The organism is Tritonibacter sp. AK171, from assembly GCF_030127025.1.
Lineage (GTDB): Bacteria > Pseudomonadota > Alphaproteobacteria > Rhodobacterales > Rhodobacteraceae > Epibacterium > Epibacterium mobile.
Genome location: NZ_CP126134.1, coordinates 3,026,441 through 3,042,344, shown reverse-complemented (window position 1 = coordinate 3,042,344; position 15,904 = coordinate 3,026,441). Strand labels below are relative to the sequence as shown.

General features: G+C 56.2%; 14 protein-coding genes. 5 read left to right on the top strand and 9 right to left on the bottom strand.

All coding sequences use genetic code 11. The features are described 5' to 3' along the window. Positions 1-61: 61 nt before the first annotated feature. Genes fliF through fliP form a run of 4 tightly spaced genes read left to right on the top strand, consistent with a single transcriptional unit; the run spans position 62 to position 3,366 of the window. A complete protein-coding gene (gene fliF, locus QNI81_RS14335) occupies positions 62-1,738 on the top strand; it encodes a flagellar basal-body MS-ring/collar protein FliF (RefSeq protein ID WP_039983432.1) in 1,677 nt (558 codons plus the stop codon). Next, positions 1,738-2,334: a hypothetical protein gene (locus tag QNI81_RS14330; protein ID WP_005607901.1), complete on the top strand. Its 597-nt coding sequence runs from the start codon at positions 1,738-1,740 to the stop codon at positions 2,332-2,334. The genes fliF and QNI81_RS14330 overlap by 1 nt, the downstream gene beginning before the upstream one ends. Then, the gene (locus tag QNI81_RS14325) at positions 2,327-2,623 is read left to right on the top strand and encodes a FliM/FliN family flagellar motor switch protein (RefSeq protein ID WP_005607898.1); all 297 of its coding nucleotides are present in this window, start codon (positions 2,327-2,329) and stop codon (positions 2,621-2,623) included. The genes QNI81_RS14330 and QNI81_RS14325 overlap by 8 nt, the downstream gene beginning before the upstream one ends. Continuing rightward, on the top strand, positions 2,620-3,366 hold the full coding sequence (gene fliP, locus QNI81_RS14320; RefSeq protein ID WP_005607893.1) for a flagellar type III secretion system pore protein FliP: 747 nt from the start codon (positions 2,620-2,622) through the stop codon (positions 3,364-3,366). Before QNI81_RS14325 ends, fliP begins: the two co-directional genes overlap by 4 nt. A 498-nt stretch (positions 3,367-3,864) precedes the next feature. On the opposite strand, the gene QNI81_RS14315 is transcribed toward fliP, so the two are convergent. The 5 genes from QNI81_RS14315 to QNI81_RS14295 form a co-directional block, all read right to left on the bottom strand. Then, positions 3,865-4,968, bottom strand: a complete 1,104-nt coding sequence (locus tag QNI81_RS14315) for a flagellar basal body P-ring protein FlgI (protein WP_065325532.1) — start codon at positions 4,966-4,968, stop codon at positions 3,865-3,867. Continuing rightward, a complete protein-coding gene (locus QNI81_RS14310) occupies positions 4,968-5,975 on the bottom strand; it encodes a flagellin (RefSeq protein ID WP_005607888.1) in 1,008 nt (335 codons plus the stop codon). The genes QNI81_RS14315 and QNI81_RS14310 overlap by 1 nt, the downstream gene beginning before the upstream one ends. Positions 5,976-5,978: 3 nt before the next feature. Beyond that, entirely contained in the window at positions 5,979-7,427 is a 1,449-nt protein-coding gene (flgK, locus tag QNI81_RS14305) for a flagellar hook-associated protein FlgK (RefSeq protein ID WP_009177495.1), read from the bottom strand. A gap of 51 nt (positions 7,428-7,478) precedes the next feature. Beyond that, positions 7,479-8,747 carry a flagellar hook protein FlgE gene (locus QNI81_RS14300; protein ID WP_065330218.1) on the bottom strand — a complete coding sequence of 423 codons (1,269 nt, stop codon included), beginning with the start codon at positions 8,745-8,747 and terminating at the stop codon, positions 7,479-7,481. Between the two features lie 130 nt (positions 8,748-8,877). Then, positions 8,878-9,717, bottom strand: coding sequence for a flagellar motor protein MotB (locus QNI81_RS14295; RefSeq protein ID WP_009177434.1), 840 nt, complete (start codon positions 9,715-9,717; stop codon positions 8,878-8,880). A 566-nt stretch (positions 9,718-10,283) separates the two neighbouring features. Here QNI81_RS14295 and QNI81_RS14290 point away from each other — a divergent pair. Continuing rightward, positions 10,284-12,458, top strand: a complete 2,175-nt coding sequence (locus QNI81_RS14290) for a methyl-accepting chemotaxis protein (RefSeq protein WP_283966935.1) — start codon at positions 10,284-10,286, stop codon at positions 12,456-12,458. 7 nt (positions 12,459-12,465) lie between these two features. Here the strand turns inward: QNI81_RS14290 and QNI81_RS14285 are convergent, their stop codons facing one another. From QNI81_RS14285 to QNI81_RS14270, 4 genes are read right to left on the bottom strand one after another with little or no spacing between them, the layout of a single operon-like run. Continuing rightward, complete coding sequence (locus QNI81_RS14285; protein ID WP_283966934.1) at positions 12,466-13,248, bottom strand: ABC transporter ATP-binding protein; 783 nt, start codon at positions 13,246-13,248, stop codon at positions 12,466-12,468. Beyond that, complete coding sequence (locus QNI81_RS14280) at positions 13,238-14,245, bottom strand: FecCD family ABC transporter permease (protein ID WP_283966933.1); 1,008 nt, start codon at positions 14,243-14,245, stop codon at positions 13,238-13,240. The genes QNI81_RS14285 and QNI81_RS14280 overlap by 11 nt, the downstream gene beginning before the upstream one ends. Then, the gene (locus QNI81_RS14275) at positions 14,246-15,178 is read right to left on the bottom strand and encodes an ABC transporter substrate-binding protein (protein ID WP_283966932.1); all 933 of its coding nucleotides are present in this window, start codon (positions 15,176-15,178) and stop codon (positions 14,246-14,248) included. Continuing rightward, the gene (locus QNI81_RS14270) at positions 15,165-15,884 is read right to left on the bottom strand and encodes a (2Fe-2S) ferredoxin domain-containing protein (RefSeq protein WP_283966931.1); all 720 of its coding nucleotides are present in this window, start codon (positions 15,882-15,884) and stop codon (positions 15,165-15,167) included. The genes QNI81_RS14275 and QNI81_RS14270 overlap by 14 nt, the downstream gene beginning before the upstream one ends. Positions 15,885-15,904 lie beyond the last annotated feature (20 nt).

Here is a 15,904-nt window from a genome sequence, read left to right as displayed (position 1 = left end):
TAAGGCCAATCGGAGAAAAGGGTTGCAGACCGGAGAGAACGCCGGTGCGACGGAGGTTAATGTGCAGCAGATCAAGAATGTCTGGGCAGGTTTGGACACGCGGAAGCGGATGATGGCGATCGGGGCGACCCTCGCTGTGATCTTTACTTTCTTCCTCATGTCCATGGTGGCGAATAAGCCATCCATGCAATTACTATATGCTGGGCTGGAGAGCAGCTCGGCCGGAGATGTGGTCAGCGCTTTGGAACAAAGCGGTGTCGACTATGAAGTGCGCGGCGGGTCGATTTATGTACCTTCCAATAAGCGTGACGAATTGAGAATGACGCTGGCGAGCCAAGGTTTGCCTGCAAATGGTGGCAAAGGGTACGAGCTGCTCGATTCGCTCAGCGGGTTCGGAACCACTTCGCAAATGTTTGACGCTGCCTACTGGCGCGCCAAAGAAGGCGAATTGGCCCGCACTATTGTAGCGAATCCGCACGTCAGCCAGGCGCGGGTACATATTGCCAATACTGGCAGCAATCCGTTTCAACGGACAATTGAACCCACCGCCTCCGTGTCGGTCACACCTATGGGCACGCCAATTACACCGGCACAAGCAAACGCGATTCGCTTTCTTGTCGCCTCGGCGGTTGCCGGGCTTGCGGTCGATAATGTTGCCGTAATCGATGCCAATGGTGCACTGATCGGCTCCCCAGAGGCTGCTGCGGCAGCTGGCGCTGGCACGGATGACAGATCCCAAACCCTGCGCGAGCGCGTGTTGCGACTGGTCGAAGCGCGGGTGGGTCACGGCAATGCTGTGGTTGAGATCAGCGTTGAAACAGTCACCGACACCGAATCAATCCGAGAAAAACTGGTCGATCCGCAAAGCCGTGTTGCCATCAGCACCGATGTCGAGGAACGTACCGATTCCTCTCAGAATCAGGCAGGAGAGGTCACCGTCGCCTCCAACATTCCTGATGGTGATGCAGGCAACGGAGAAGGGTCTCGCGCTAACACCAATGCTACACGGGAACGCGTGAACTATGAGATTTCTGAAACCGAAAAAGAAATTGTACGCGGTCCCGGAGCAATCAAGCGCCTCACCGTCGCGGTGCTGATCAACGGCGTCACGACCCCAACCGCTGATGGTCAGGCCACATTCGAACCGCGACCAGATGAAGAACTCGACGCTTTGCGCGAATTGATTTCTGCTGCGGTTGGCTTTGATGCTGAACGCGGAGACGTCATCACACTGAAGTCGATGGATCTGCCCAACGTGGAACCAGAAGGAACCGCCGTTACGTCGTCCATGTTCGACAATCTCTACTTTGATGTGATGTCGATCATTCAAATGGCCGCGCTTGCTGTCGTTGCACTGATCCTTGGCCTCTTTGTTGTGCGCCCGATTCTCGCAGGCAACGGCGCTTCGGTGCAAGCTCTGCCGTCGCCGGACGGAATGGCGGCTGGTGGCTTGCCGGAACTCCCCAACATGGGAGGCGGTGATGCGGGCTTTATGACCAATCCTGATCTGGGTTCGAATATCGCTCTGGACGGGGAGATCGACAGCGGCGGTGACGGGCAATTCCAACCCTTGGGCGGACTTCCCGGCATGGGTGACGGTCTCGCCACCTTCGGCGGCGGCGGTGGCATGAGCGACGACCCTGTGGATCGTCTGCGCTCCATGATCGGCGAACGCCAAGAGGAAACCGTGCAGATTCTGCGCGGGTGGCTGGAAGAAAACAATGAGGAGCGTGCGTAATGACAATTGCCCATCTTCTGGAAGATTTCGGCATTAAAACTCCTGTCGAACCCGTCAGCAGCTTTTCCGAGGAAATTGTCGAAGAAGCCAAGCTGGTCTCTTTCGAGAAAGGCTACACGGCAGGTTGGGATGACGCGATCGAAGCCAAAGACAAGGAGACAACGCATGTCTCCGCCACTCTTGCTACATCGCTCGAAGATCTGAGCTTCACCTACCATGAGGCGCAATCTCAGCTGATGGAATCACTCGATCCGATGTTCAAGGTCCTGACCTCAGTGATTCTACCTGACACAATGGCTGCAACATTCGGCCATCATGTGATTGACCACCTCAATGAGATGGCCAAAGGCCAGATCAACGAACCGATGGAAATCGTGGCGGCTGCTGGAGAAGGCAACGCTATCCGGGCTCTGTTGGGTGAAGATCCGACCTTCAACGTCCGGGTGCGTGAAGACGCAAATCTCTCCGCCGGTCAGGCACAACTCCGTGTTGGCAAAAGTGAACGTGAACTCAACTCCGAGGCCCTGATCGAATCCATTCGCGATTCTATCGATGCCTTCTCCTATCAATTCAAAGAGGACAGCCATTATGGATGAGACTGGCGAACTGAACCCAAAATCGGCCGATGCTGGCAATCCGTTTGTCTCAGTGCCGGTTGAGGTGATTGTTTCGGTCGGCAAGGCCCGCCCGCTGATCCGAGATCTCGTCAACCTTGGCGAAAATGCCATCCTCACTCTCGACAAGAAAGTCGAGGATCCGGTGGATCTCTATGTCGGCGACCGCCTGGTGGCGCGTGGACAATTGGAAGAAATGGAAGGCGATCAGGCAGGTCAATTGGCCGTACGTCTGACAGAAATCGCCGATCTGCAAAGCGGTTTGGGATGATACGGAAAACTCTCGCTCTGGGCGCGCTGGCAATCTTTGTATTGCTGGTGCAGCCACAGGTAGCGCTGGCGCAAGAATTGAGCCTCAACCTCGCCGATGGTCAATCAATCTCGGCCCGTACGATTCAGCTGATCTTATTGATCACCGTGCTCAGCGTCGCGCCGGGCCTGTTGGTCATGCTCACCTGTTTTCCGTTCCTGATTACGGTTCTGTCGATCCTACGTCAGGCCATCGGTTTGCAGCAGGCTCCACCGAATATGCTGATGATCAGCCTCGCGATGTTCCTGACCTATTTCGTCATGGAGCCCGTCTTTACCGAAGCTTGGGACACCGGCATTGCACCTTTGATCGACGAAGAGCTCGAGGTTGTCCCAGCACTGGAACGCGCCGTCGAGCCTTTCAGGGTATTTATGGCCAATCGACTGGACCCTGATACTTACTATGCAATTGCAGATCTGCGTCCCGGAACGCAAGGCAGTGACCCTTCGCCGGAATCACCGCTCTCCGTACTGATACCGAGCTTTATGCTGTCGGAAATCACCCGTGCTTTCGAGATCGGATTTTTGGTCTTTCTACCGTTTTTGGTGATCGATCTTGTGACGGCAGCAGTGCTGATGTCCATGGGGATGATGATGGTGCCGCCGGCGCTGGTATCATTGCCGTTCAAACTGGCGTTCTTTGTCGTTGCCGACGGCTGGAGCCTGATCGCAAGCGCCCTGGTGCGAAGTTACTACCCCTCCTAGCGCATTCAGCAAATATAATCCTACAAAGCCCCGGCCCGCTTAGCGGTTCGGGGCTTTTCATGTTTCCAGTACAACCTCAGGCGAACACGCGCACACGATGCCAATTCGAGGCTGACCACTTGCATCAGTGTCCCGCCATCTATCGGCAAAGAGCTTCGGGGGCGCGAGTAAGGTATCTCTATCCATATCGGTTCATGCAAAACCTGATCACCACACCGTTCCGGCGGTGGTCCCGGGCACTCGTCCCAGTGGTTTTATTCAGTGTGGAACCTGACGCCCCTCCCAGAACACCGTCATGTCGATCCTCAAATCGGTGCTCCTGACCTGAGAGCGCGACCAATCGGCGGTAAAGGCCGTCAGGAGATCAGGGGTGGGCAAGTCCCCTGCTCTGCAGGGCGTCACATCCGGCCTGAGTACGAGCAAATACCCGAACACGGGCACAAAAAACACCCCGGGCGGGTCTCCCGGGGTGTTGGTCAGGGGGCTGTGGTTAGCGGGTCAACGCACGACGAACTCCGCATGCAGCGCCCCTGCGGCCTTGAGGCTCTTCAGGATGTCGATCATGTCACGCGGCGATACCCCCAGTGCGTTCAGACCTGCGACGACTTCAGACAATGAGGTGGTTTCCGGGACTTCTGCCAGCTGAACACCTTCTTCTTCTTCGATGGCGGCGCCAGTACGGGGCACCACAACGGTTTCGCCTTCAGCAAAGGGGTTTGGTTGCGACACCAGCGGTGCTTCCTCGACCCGTAAGGTCAGGTTTCCCTGTGCAACAGCCACATTTGAGATACGCACATCGCTGCCCATCACAATGGTGCCGGAACGCTGATCCACCACAACCCGGGCCTTGCGCTGCGGCTCCACCAACACGTTTTCCATTCGACCCACCGCGTGGGCTGTGGAGCGCGCATTGGTCCGTTGGATATTGACCTCAACAGTGCCAGAATCCCGCATGACCGCGACGTTGCGACCAAATTCGCTGTTAATCGCCTGCTCAATGCGGCCAGCTGTGGTGAAATCCGGTTCCCGTAGGGCAAGGCGCATGGAATTCAGCGATGACAGATCAAAGTCGATCTCGCGCTCCACACGTGCGCCCGACGGTATCACGCCAGAAGTCGGAACGCCTTGCGTCACCGTCGCGGCTTCGCCTTCCGCAACGGCACCACCAGCGAGAATAGTCCCTTGCGCCACGGCATAGATCTGACCATCGGCTGCGTTTAGCGGCGTCATAATGAGCGTTCCGCCCAGAAGACTGCTGGAATCACCGATGGCAGAAACCGTAGCGTCAATCGTACCACCGACACGCGCGAAGGGGGGCAGCGTCGCAGTCACAAACACTGCAGCAACGTTCTTGGGGCGAAACTGCTCACCGCTGACGTTGACACCGAGGCGTTCCAGAATGTTGGCCATGATCTCTTCGGTGAAGGGTGAATTTCTAAGCCCATCCCCGGTTCCGTCTAGACCGACCACAAGCCCATAGCCCACCAGGTCGTTCCCCCGGACCCCGTCAAATTCGACGAGATCCTTGAGGCGAATTGCATTGGCCTGCGCCAGCGTCGGCAGCAACAGGCACGTCATCAGGATATGAAGAAACTTACGCATTACATGTAGTTCAACAAATTGAGTTGCGAGGAGCGCACAGTGATCGAATAGAGCGCTTCGAGTTGGAACTGCACTTCTTCTACCCGGCTGGCCGTTTCGGCTGGGTCAGCAAGGATCAGATCATTCAAAGTGGTCCCCATCGAGGTGAGCGCCGCAGTGTTCCGGGTCTGAGTTTCGTCGATGCGCGCCTGGATGAAACCGAGATCAGACTGAACATCCGTAAGTTCAGATTGCGCGTTCATCAGTTCTGTCCCGGCCCGCTTGATCAACGCAGACGACTCTACAGTTGAAAGATGAGAAAGGCTGTCCGAGCTCGCGAGTGCACCGAGCGCGAAACTCTGCATCGCTTGCTTTAGGCGGTCATCATCGGCGCGCAAGGCAAAGTTAACCTCTTCGTTTGCACCGATCCGCACTGCGCTCATATTGTTGGTGGAGCCGTTATACATAATCGCATCAAAGCCGGCAGGATCGTTGAACCAGTTCTCGACAGCTTGAACGATGTCATCGACATCCGTAAGCGCGCCGACTTCGGCGATAAGCGCAGTCATCATGGTATCTGCGCTTTCAAGTGGAGTAGAGCTGGTATCTGTGCCCGCAAAAAGGCTACGTCCGGAGAGCTTACCGTTCAGGTTCGCGATCGTCTCCGTCAGGAAATTCGCTGACTGCGTTGCCATTTCCTGCGTGGTGGTGTCGTTCGAGGTACTGGACAGCGCCAGAATATCCGAGCCGAGATTCAATGCGTTATCATTGATCCGTTCAAGATAGCTTTGTGCGGTGGAGGCAAAAAGACCTGCCTCCTGTGCCGCCACTTTATAGCTGTCCATTTTTGAAATTGAACGCTCAAGATCGACCACAAAGCCCAGATCACCACCCAGACGCTCCGGCAGATTGGACGCGATCCCAGTACTCATTTCCTGAGTCAGTGTATCAAGCGTTTTGTTCAGCTCTACCGAGCGGCGACGCAGGAAGAGATATTGCGCCATGTCTCCAAAGGATTGCACATTCATAGCTTAAAGCCTCATCAGTTCCTGCATCATTTCATCAATCGCCTGAAGCATCCGGGCGTTTGCACCATAGACCGTTTCGATCATCATCAGCGTTTGCAGCTCTGCATCGGTATCAACGCCTTGTTCCAGTTCACGGGACTGGATGTCGCTGTAAATCGCCGAGGAATAGGCCAGTTCCTGTTCCGCCCAGGTGTTTTCCTGAGTGAAATTGGTCATCAGGTTAGCGGCAATCGCATAGGCACTGTAATCACCCGACCCCAGACCGGGGGAGGTGATCGTGTTTGTGGCTTCCATCGCCTCGGCATAGTTGTTGAGGATTGTGGTATCGCCCCGGTCCCCAATCGCCGTAGCATTGAGGCCATCACGCAAACGCCAAGTCTCAGCGCTGCCGCTCATTGAAATCACTTCGTTGAGCTCAATCCGGTTGGCGGCCCCCAATGTATTGACGGGATCAAAGAAAGCACCCGCATCGGTAAAGATACCGGGATCCGTTGCACCAAGGGTCGGATCCACGGCGGGATCCTGAAAGCGCCCGATCAAATCAGCCGCCATAGTGTCCAGATCTTCCTGAGCTTGCACAGAAGCAACGTCACGCACATGGAACTGTGCAGCAAGGCTGCCGCCACCGATCTTACCGTTGATGGAGGTGTCAATGGATCTGCCATCGATTTCCAGCCCCGACAGCTGCCCATTGTCGATAGACATATATGGGGTGACCAAACGGGTTTCGTCGAAAGAAAACTCTGCAACCGATCCGCCGTCAATGAGCTTGATGCCAGAGTTGGTGTAGAGCGCTGTTTGATTGTTATCGCGCTTGTGCACCTGCACCGGGATCACCTCGTTGATGGCGTTGATCAGGTTATCACGCTGATCTTCAAGGCCCGAGGGATCCTGGCCACGGATTTCTGCGGCCAAGATCTTTTTGTTGAGATCGTTGAGCGTCTCCAGATTGGTCTGAAGCCCTTCTACAAGCGCTCCAATTGAATCCTCTGCTTTGTTCCGCAGAGTCGACACACCCTCTGCTGCATTGCGAATGGACATCGCCAACTCGCCCGCCTGCATCGACAAATCGTTCAGTCGCGCATCCGAATCCGGCAAGGACGTTGCTTCGATCAGCGCCGTTTCCATGTCCGTCATTCTCTGAGCGATCGAATAGTCATCATTGACTGTACCGACCTGGTCGGAGATGCGCGCATAAAATCCCGCCGTGACCGAGGTTGCTGCAAAGTTGGCCTCTGCAGATCGCACGCTCTTTTGAATCGCGGGATCGATCATGCGTTGGACGGAACCGATCCGCACGCCTCCTGCAGAACCATTGGAGCTAAGGTCCAAAGTCCGGCGGTAATACCCCTCTGTCAGGGCATTCGCGAGGTTGTCGGATACCACCGACGTCGACCTGCCGGCCGCCGTGATACCGGTCATCGCGCTACTGAGGGCAGTCGATAGAGACATCCCAAATCACCTTCTGTGACTAAGTTTTACCTGTTCGAAGCGCTGATTTTATCAGCGCTTGATGTTGGTGGTTTCCTGAAGCATCTCATCCACGGTCTGAATGACCTTCGCATTCGAGGAATAGGCGCGCTGCGTCTGGATCATCGAGGTCAGCTCAGTCGCGACATCCGTTCCGGATTCTTCCTGACGATAGCTCGCTACCTCACCAGTCGGGCCTGCGCCCGCATCCCACAGGTAGTACGCACCACTATCTGGAGAGGGCATAAATGTCTGGCTGTCCAGCGACTTCATTCCATTGGCGTTAGGCATATCCGCCAGCGGAATCTGGTAGACGATACGGCTGCTACCGTTTTCATAAAGGGCGTGCACAAAACCGCCCTCGTCCACCTCGACACCGGCAAAGCTGGCTGCTTCATAGCCATCCTTCTCGATGGTCGCGGCCGAGAAGGCGCTTGAGAGCTGCGTCATCACGCCAATCTCAATCTCTATTGGGCCACTATCCGTCGTCACGATGATCGTGCCGGTGGCAGCATCATACGCGCCGCCGGTCGTAGTCGCGACGGTGTCCAACGTGCCTTTGCCAGTTGCTGAGTCATCGAATGTGAGAGTGTATTCGCCAACAACGGTGCCTGTCGCCCCATCGGTAAGCGTCATGGTCCACTCATTGTCGTTGGCACCTGTCGGAGTATAGACGATGTCCAGTTCCTGCTGACCGCCAAGGTTGTCGTAGTATTGAATGGCGTTCTCTTCAGGGTCACCAGCCGCACCCGCGACGGCACTGCCAGCGGGCAGGTTCACACCAAGGCTTACTGCGGTGGTGGGCGCCGCACTCAGCTGAGAGGTGTCAAATCGAACGGGCTCCAAGGGCCCATCCGTATCACGGGCAACCGTGGGAATGGTTCCGTCCGCGTTCGCTGGCCATCCCAGCAGCACCAGACCAGACGTAGTCGTCAGATACCCTTCGTCATTGGTACGGAACGAACCTGAGGTGGTGAGGAGCATGGTGGGGTCGCCGCCAGAATCAACTTCTGCAAGGCTCGCGACCGGGAGGAAGCCACGTCCTGCGACCGCAAGGTCGGTGGCATTGCTGGTGGAAATCAGCGAACTGCGCTCATCAATCATACGCGTGTTGTTCACAGACACACCGCCCGCGGCGTAAGAACCGCCATTTTGCGAAATGACCATAGATTCAAATGAGGTCACCACACGCTTGTAGCCAGCAGTCGAAGCATTCGCGATGTTATCGGAAATGGCTGCCAAACGAGTGGAATTCGCGGCGAGCCCTGCTACGCCAGCATTCAGCGAGGAGGAAATAGTCATTAGATACGCCTTTCTGCTGCATCTTGATTTATTCTCGCTGAAAGGATTACCGCGCTTGTACTTAACGTGCGGCTAACAGATAAAATCCTATCTATCTGCCAGCCGCATTTGCCTTAGTTTTATGGCGCAATCATTTCCGCAGCAGCGTGATATTGATGCGGTTGTTGCGCGCCGACATGGGATTCTTGGAAGCCAGATCGCGATCCGCGTAGCCTGTTACCCGAGAGATTCGCTTGGCCTGCATACCGCCGGTTTCCAGCAATTCACGAGTGGCATCCGCACGGGCGTGGGACAGTGCCCATACCGGGTTATTGGCGATCACCACCGGGGTCGAGGCGACATGACCACCAATCGCCACGTTGTTCTCTACCGACGCCGTTACCCGTGCAACCATGCGCAACAGATCTCGCATCAAGATCGTCGGGCGTTCGCTTCCGTTTTCAAACAGCTTGGCATCTTCGGTTTCGAAAAGTTCGATGATCAGGCCCTCGTCAGTCACACGGGTCACGATATGGCGCGCCATATCAATGCTGACCATGCTCTCACCGCCACGCCCCATCAACGCTTCTTCGATCTTGAGGAAGTTGGCCTCTTCGGCCTCATCACTTTGTTGGTCATCAGCGACACCGGTATCGCCCTGCGAGCGCGAGGCGTCGGTTGGATTCTCTTTGGTCGCGCCGATCCCGTTTTGCGGCTTCACGTCTTCAGTGAACATAGTGTCCCCCTGAAACGCGCCGTTGCCGCCACCGGAGACACGGCTGAGCGGGATAGATGGCGAGAAGTAGTCTGCAAGCCCCTTACGCTGCTTCTCGGTTGTGGCGTTCAGGAGCCACATCAACAAGAAGAAGGCCATCATCGCAGTCACGAAGTCGGCATAGGCCACTTTCCAAGCGCCACCGTGGTGGCCGTCACCGCCACCCTTCTTCACCTTCTTGATAATAATAGGAGCTTCGTTGCTCTGTGCAGTCATGTTCCCACCACCTTTTCTGTTCACCCAAAACCGGGATACAGAGGGCTTTCTTAACTAGGTCTTAACAGATAAAATTGACCCGAGTAACACGTCTAAACGTATGTTTTTCAAGGCAAAATCAGGGCCATACTGGCTTTTCGGGGGAGAACCTGCGGCGCATTGCGGGCAGCAATGTGACCCAAATATGGCAGGACGCAGAAAGGCACAACTTGCTGCCATCTTTGCCCGCGCATTGGCGGTAGGTCACTATACGATTCGCGGAGGATGTTCTTCTGAACCTTGCCGGTTCCACCGAGCAGCAACTCCATCAAGAATGCCAGAGCATTCGAGGCCTGCCACCGAGTGATCCTGCCAGCATAGAGTTAAGAACCTCTACCCAATTGTGTAAATCAGCAATCTTTAGATGAGCGTCTCCACTCTCGCTGTTCTTTCGAGAACTCAAAATACCCGGAAGGCGCGAGCCATACCCAAAGTCCACTCGCATGGCGCACATGCGCTGAACATTGGCTTAACTTAATTGGTGTAACTTCGGGCCTCAGGAACTGTTCAAAAGAGGCGCCTCGCCCATGAAATATTCAATCCGTACCGCGATTCTGTCCATTGTCGGTTTGGCCGCCATTAGCATGTGCGCGCTCGTCGGGCTGTCTTTCTATACACATGATGCGCGGGACACGTCTCAAGCTGAGGTCGAGCGCGTCGAGAAATTGGACGCGACGTTGGTTCAACTCGAGTTGGCCTTCCTTCAGGCGCGTCGGGCAGAGAAAGATTTCCTCCTGCGTCGCGACGACAAATATGTCGACCGGCACGCAGAGGTCGTCACTCAGCTCAACAGCACCATGGACTCCGCCCGCAATCAGACTGTGGATTTGGCTGGCATGGAAGACATCTCTTCCAACCTTGATCTATTGCAAGATGCCGTAGCATCCTACGCCAGCAGTTTTTCTGATGTTGTCGCAACGTCCAGAGCGCTTGGTTTAGATGAAACCGTTGGCCTTCAGGGGGAACTCCGCAGTGCGGTCCATTCCGTCGAGGAGAGCCTGAAAGCGACGTCCTACCCCGAAATGCAGGTGAAGATGCTGATGATGCGTCGGCACGAGAAAGACTTCATCATGCGCAAGAATACAAAGTACCTGGATCGCCTGCAAAAACGGGTTGAAGAATTCCGTGCTTTTCCAGACAGCTATTATGATAGTGCCGCACAACAGACGGAGATAGACGCGCTGCTGGAGCACTACCGTGTTACCTTCGCAGCTTTTGTCGAAGAAACGATGGCGCTGGACAAACAAACCGGTGTCATGTCGGAGCGCTACGCCACTGCCGAACCTATTCTCGCAGATACGCTCAACCTGATCCATGATCGCCGCGATACCATCGTATCCAACGCTCGGATTGCGCAGGATGAGTTGATGCAGCGCTCGACATTGATGGCGGGTATCGGACTTCTCGTATTTATCGCCCTTGGTTTCGCGTTGGCTCAGAAGATCGCAAAACCGTTGCTGAAAATTCAGAACGTACTGAATAAGATGTTTGAGGGAAAATTCGACGTAGCAATCCCACAGTCTTCTATCAGCGAAGTGCAGGCTGTAAGCACAGCCATCGACAACTTCCGCAAAGGGCAAATCGAACGCGAGCGCTTTGCGGTTGAGATTACCAAAGTCATCAGTGCCTGCGCACAGGGGGATTTTTCCTTGCGCATCCCGGTTGAGGACGATGACAGCGAGTTTGCCGAGTTGGGTCACGGTGTGAATGCCATCGGAACAGTCGTGGAGAACGGACTCGCCGACGTCCGTTTCACCGTTGACGCACTTGCAAGCGGCGACCTCACGGTGCGGATGCCTGATACCCATCGCGGAGTGTTTGCAGACATCGCTATGGCTGTTGATACGCTCAGCCAAACGCAAACTGACGTCATCCGCCAACTCGCCGAAAGCAGCATCACGCTGAATAACACCGCGAATGAAATCGCTGCAGCGACATTTGATGCATCCAAACGCGGTGAAGACACCGCTGCGTCGCTTGAAGAAACCACTGGGGCCATCCAAGTACTGAACGATTCTGTTCAGGATACCGCATCCAACTCTCGCCAAGCCTATGATTTCGTGCGCGACGCCCAGAACCGGGTCAACTCCACTCTGAGAGTGGCCGAGGAAACAACCGCGTCCATCAACCGGATTCGCGAAGCCTCAGAAGCGATCAGCAAGATCACCGATCTGATCGAGGGTGTATCGTTTCAGACAAATCTACTGGCGCTGAATGCTGGCGTAGAAGCAGCCCGTGCAGGCGAGGCTGGAGCAGGTTTTGCAGTCGTGGCATCCGAAGTACGCGCCCTCGCACAACGTTCTGCGGCAGCCACCCAAGAGATCAATGAGCTGATCCGAAACAGCTCAAACGAGGTCACTCAGGGTGTTGAACTTGTTAGCCGCACGGGTGGTGAACTAAGCGCAATCAAAGAGAGTGTCGCCAGTATCGTCAAAATGGTCGACCAGATCAGTGCCGCAAATGTTGAGCAATCCAGCAGCCTCACTGAGGTGAACAGTGCGGTCACGCATCTAGATCAGAGCTCGCAAAAGAACGCCGCCATGCTGGAACAAACCGCCGCATCAACACAAATGCTGCGCGATGAGGCGGCTAAGCTGGTGGCATCGGTAAATCGGTTCAAAATCGAGGAGACGGGTTCAAGCCACTCCGCCAATCTGGATCAGGCCTACGACACTCCGGGCGAGGGGCATATGGTCGCCTAAAGTCTCGTCACTCTGCTGCTTGCAAAGGGCTGGTTCCATCAAGAACCGGCCCTTCTAACTTAAGACTGTGACCCTTTAGTACGCCGTCAACACGATAGTGGTGATAGAGAACCTCACGGGTGAGCACATCTTCCGGCATGCCTTCGGCCACCAATCGCCCCTCCTGCATCAAATGCACCGTATCGCAATAGCGCGCCGCCAGCCCGAGATCATGAAATGACACGATCGCGGTACGCCCACGGCGCCTGACCTCATCCAGCAGTCTGAGCTGGTAGTGCAAATCCAGATGGTTGGTCGGCTCGTCCAGAACATAGACCTCAGGATCGCAGGCCAGAAGCTGAGCGAAATAGCAACGCTGCAACTCGCCGCCAGAGAGGCTCTCGGCGTCTTGGTTCGCCTTGTCCTGAAGCCCAACCAATTGCAGCGCATCCTGCGTTGCTTCTCTGCGCTTTTCGCAAGGAATGTCCCGCATTGTCAGGCCAATCTCTACGATATCAGCAGGTGTCAGACCTGCGAGCAGCCCCCCACCCTGCACCAATGCTCCCACATGCCGAGACCATTCGATGGGGCTATACTCTGACTGCGCACGGCCATGCAGACGTACCTCGCCCGCCTGAGGCCGCAGCGCACGATACAGAACCCGCAGAAGTGTGGTTTTACCGGCGCCATTGGGACCAAGAAGCCCGTGGAATTGCCCGCGTTTGACCCGGAGCGACAGATCCCGCACATAAGGCTGCCCACCCACGTCTACCGAGAGATCACAAATTTCGAGTATTGGCTCATCGGACACGCGCCATCCCCCTCAGGATATATATGAACGGCGGGGCAGCCAGCAATGCGAGCAGAACCCCGAGCGGTAATTCCTCAGGCGCGAGGAGCACCCGACAAGCCAAATCCACGAGGATCAAGGTGATCGCTCCGAGGATCACAGCCTGCGGGATCAGCACCCGGTGGCGCGCGCCAACCAGCAGCCGCGCCATATGCGGCAAGATCAGACCAACAAACCCCACAATCCCCGCAATCGCAACTGCGATACCCGTCAGTGCAATGGTGACAAAGAACACCAATACCCGGATGCGCCCCACGTTCACCCCAAGAGATTGCGCACGCTCGTCCCCCAATAGGGTCGCATCCAGCTTGGATGCCGTTCGCAAGGCGAGAAACAGGGAGATCACCAGTATCACCAGCAACAGCGGCAGTTCATGCCAATCGGTGCCAGCGGCGGTTCCCATCAACCACCCCATGGCGTTGCGGGTGGCATGCGGATCGCCGACATAAAGGAAAAACGCAGTGAGCGCCTGAAACATCAGAGACACCGCAACGCCCGCAAGAATGACCACCAAAGGATCGAGGGATCGCCCACGGCGTGTCGATAGCGATATGGTGAGCAAAAACGCCGCAGCCGCACCAAGGAACGCGATCAACGGCACGCCCAGCGTCTGCGTAACGCTTGCGGGAAACCAAATAATCGCTCCAACCGCAGCAGCGGACGCGCCAGATGACACCCCCATGAGATAAGGGTCAGCCATCGGGTTGCGCAGCGCGGTTTGCATCAACAAACCCGCAAGGGTCAGCCCCGCACCGATCATGCCCACCGCAAGCACCCGAGGGATGCGCCACTGCCAAACAATCATCGACAAACCGCGCGGCGCGTCTTCACTGCGCAAAAGGATCGCCAGCCGTTCGCTCCAAGTGATCTCAGCCGTGCCCCAAAGGACACCGGCCGCCGTCGCGAGCAGTAGCACCGCAACAGAAAGTGGCAGCAAGAGCGGCGATCCTCGGCTCACTTATTTCAGCCCTGCAAGCTGATCGTTCAGGTTTTCAACACCATCGGCAAATCGCATCCCCAAGAGCGTTTCGGAAAACGGCACGGTAACAAAACGGCCCTCTTTGACAGCGCGCAACTCTCTCAACACCGGGTCCGCCTCCATGTAGGCACGCTTGTCGGCAGCCGTGGACCAGTCGGCCTCAATCAGCAGGATGACATCCGGATCAGCGGCCACAACGCGTTCCCACGACAGATCGACCCAAGTGCCCGGAACATCGCTGCTGATGCTATTGAGACCCGTGAGCTGAGACAGAAGCGCAGGCCCGCCGCAACAACCAATAGAAAACGGCGTATCGGTACCGCTGTCGTAGATAAACGCGGATTGGCCTTCGCCCGCAGGCGTGGCCGTCACTGCGTCCAGACGGGCTTTGAGCGTGCCCACTAGGTCTTCTGCACGATCTTCGACTGCAAAGAGTTTCCCAACCGTTTCAATGTCGTGGAAGATCGGCTCAACAGTCAAAGGCACGTCCTTGGGGTGCTTTTCCTTACATGAAGCATCCACCAGATAGGTGCCAACGCCAAGGTCATGCCATTTGGTCGCCTCGCCGAGATTGTCCTCAGAGAAAGCAGAACCAAATCCGGCAAAGAGGAAATCAGGCTCCTTTGCCAACACCACCTCAGCAGCTGGGTATTTTTCAGCCAGCACGGGCACGGTGTCATAGGCGGCCTTCCATTGTTCCGGGATGGCATCATCCATATAGGCGGTGCCAACCATCGCGTCCTGCAACCCCAACGCCAGCATGACTTCTGTCGCCTGCTGATTGAGGGTGATGGCGCGGCTCGGTGGGTTCTCAAAAGTATGTGAGACGCCACAGCTTTCAATGGTGACCGGATCGGCATGCGCCGCCGAGGCCAGCAACCCGAGCGGCAGCAGCAAATTACGCAGGTTCATGGGACACTCCCGTTTGATGAAAAATAAGATGTTCAAGTCGGCCACCCTTTGCGAGGACGGTCGCGACAAAGCTCTGGATGTCTGAGAGATCGGCCACGCGATACCAATCGCCGCGCGGGTAATGCACGATCACCGGTCCGGCGTTACATGGAAACACGCAACCGGTGGTGGTCACCAAGCAGCTGTCACTGAGCCCGGCGCGCCGAATTTCCACCTTGAGTGTGTCAGCAAGGTTGGGCGCGTCTTTCACATGGCAACGCGGACCTGTGCAAACCAACAGGTGGTGCCGATGCGCAGGCGGCAAATCCCAACCCTTCCCCATCTCACCCGCAGGTTTTTCACCAATCCGGCGCAGGGGTACCTCAGCCCGCGCAATAGCGCGCACGGTGGCCGCGTCGTGTTCCGGGCTGCTGGCAAAAAACAACTCCGGTGTTGAGCCCGATTGCTGGGCAAGCCATGCACCTGCTGCACTGGGCAGCCATTTCTCCAGCGATTGTGAAAACGGCATTCCGACCGGGCGCAGATCAATACGGCTGGCCCCCCGCGCGAGGAGTTCATCAAGCGCAGCCCAAAGACCTTGCCCCTCTGCCTCCAGTCGAATGGCCATGACGGGAACAGGAGCGGCGGCCTCAAGCCCTTGGGCCAGTGCTGCGAAACGCTTTGCGCTCACGTAAGTCGCTGAAATCAGGTAGAGATAAACGTGCATCCCAGCCCTCCAACGGGAGG

What these genes read in the sequence shown, in the direction of transcription:
- QNI81_RS14330 (WP_005607901.1), top strand. Translation starts at nt 1,738, where the DNA reads ATGACAATTGCCCATCTTCTGGAAGATTTCGGCATTAAAACTCCTGTC.
- QNI81_RS14325 (WP_005607898.1), top strand. Translation starts at nt 2,327, where the DNA reads ATGGATGAGACTGGCGAACTGAACCCAAAATCGGCCGATGCTGGCAAT.
- fliP (WP_005607893.1), top strand. Translation starts at nt 2,620, where the DNA reads ATGATACGGAAAACTCTCGCTCTGGGCGCGCTGGCAATCTTTGTATTG.
- QNI81_RS14315 (WP_065325532.1), bottom strand. Translation starts at nt 4,968, where the DNA reads ATGCGTAAGTTTCTTCATATCCTGATGACGTGCCTGTTGCTGCCGACG.
- QNI81_RS14310 (WP_005607888.1), bottom strand. Translation starts at nt 5,975, where the DNA reads ATGAATGTGCAATCCTTTGGAGACATGGCGCAATATCTCTTCCTGCGT.
- flgK (WP_009177495.1), bottom strand. Translation starts at nt 7,427, where the DNA reads ATGTCTCTATCGACTGCCCTCAGTAGCGCGATGACCGGTATCACGGCG.
- QNI81_RS14300 (WP_065330218.1), bottom strand. Translation starts at nt 8,747, where the DNA reads ATGACTATTTCCTCCTCGCTGAATGCTGGCGTAGCAGGGCTCGCCGCG.
- QNI81_RS14295 (WP_009177434.1), bottom strand. Translation starts at nt 9,717, where the DNA reads ATGACTGCACAGAGCAACGAAGCTCCTATTATTATCAAGAAGGTGAAG.
- QNI81_RS14290 (WP_283966935.1), top strand. Translation starts at nt 10,284, where the DNA reads ATGAAATATTCAATCCGTACCGCGATTCTGTCCATTGTCGGTTTGGCC.
- QNI81_RS14275 (WP_283966932.1), bottom strand. Translation starts at nt 15,178, where the DNA reads ATGAACCTGCGTAATTTGCTGCTGCCGCTCGGGTTGCTGGCCTCGGCG.
- QNI81_RS14270 (WP_283966931.1), bottom strand. Translation starts at nt 15,884, where the DNA reads ATGCACGTTTATCTCTACCTGATTTCAGCGACTTACGTGAGCGCAAAG.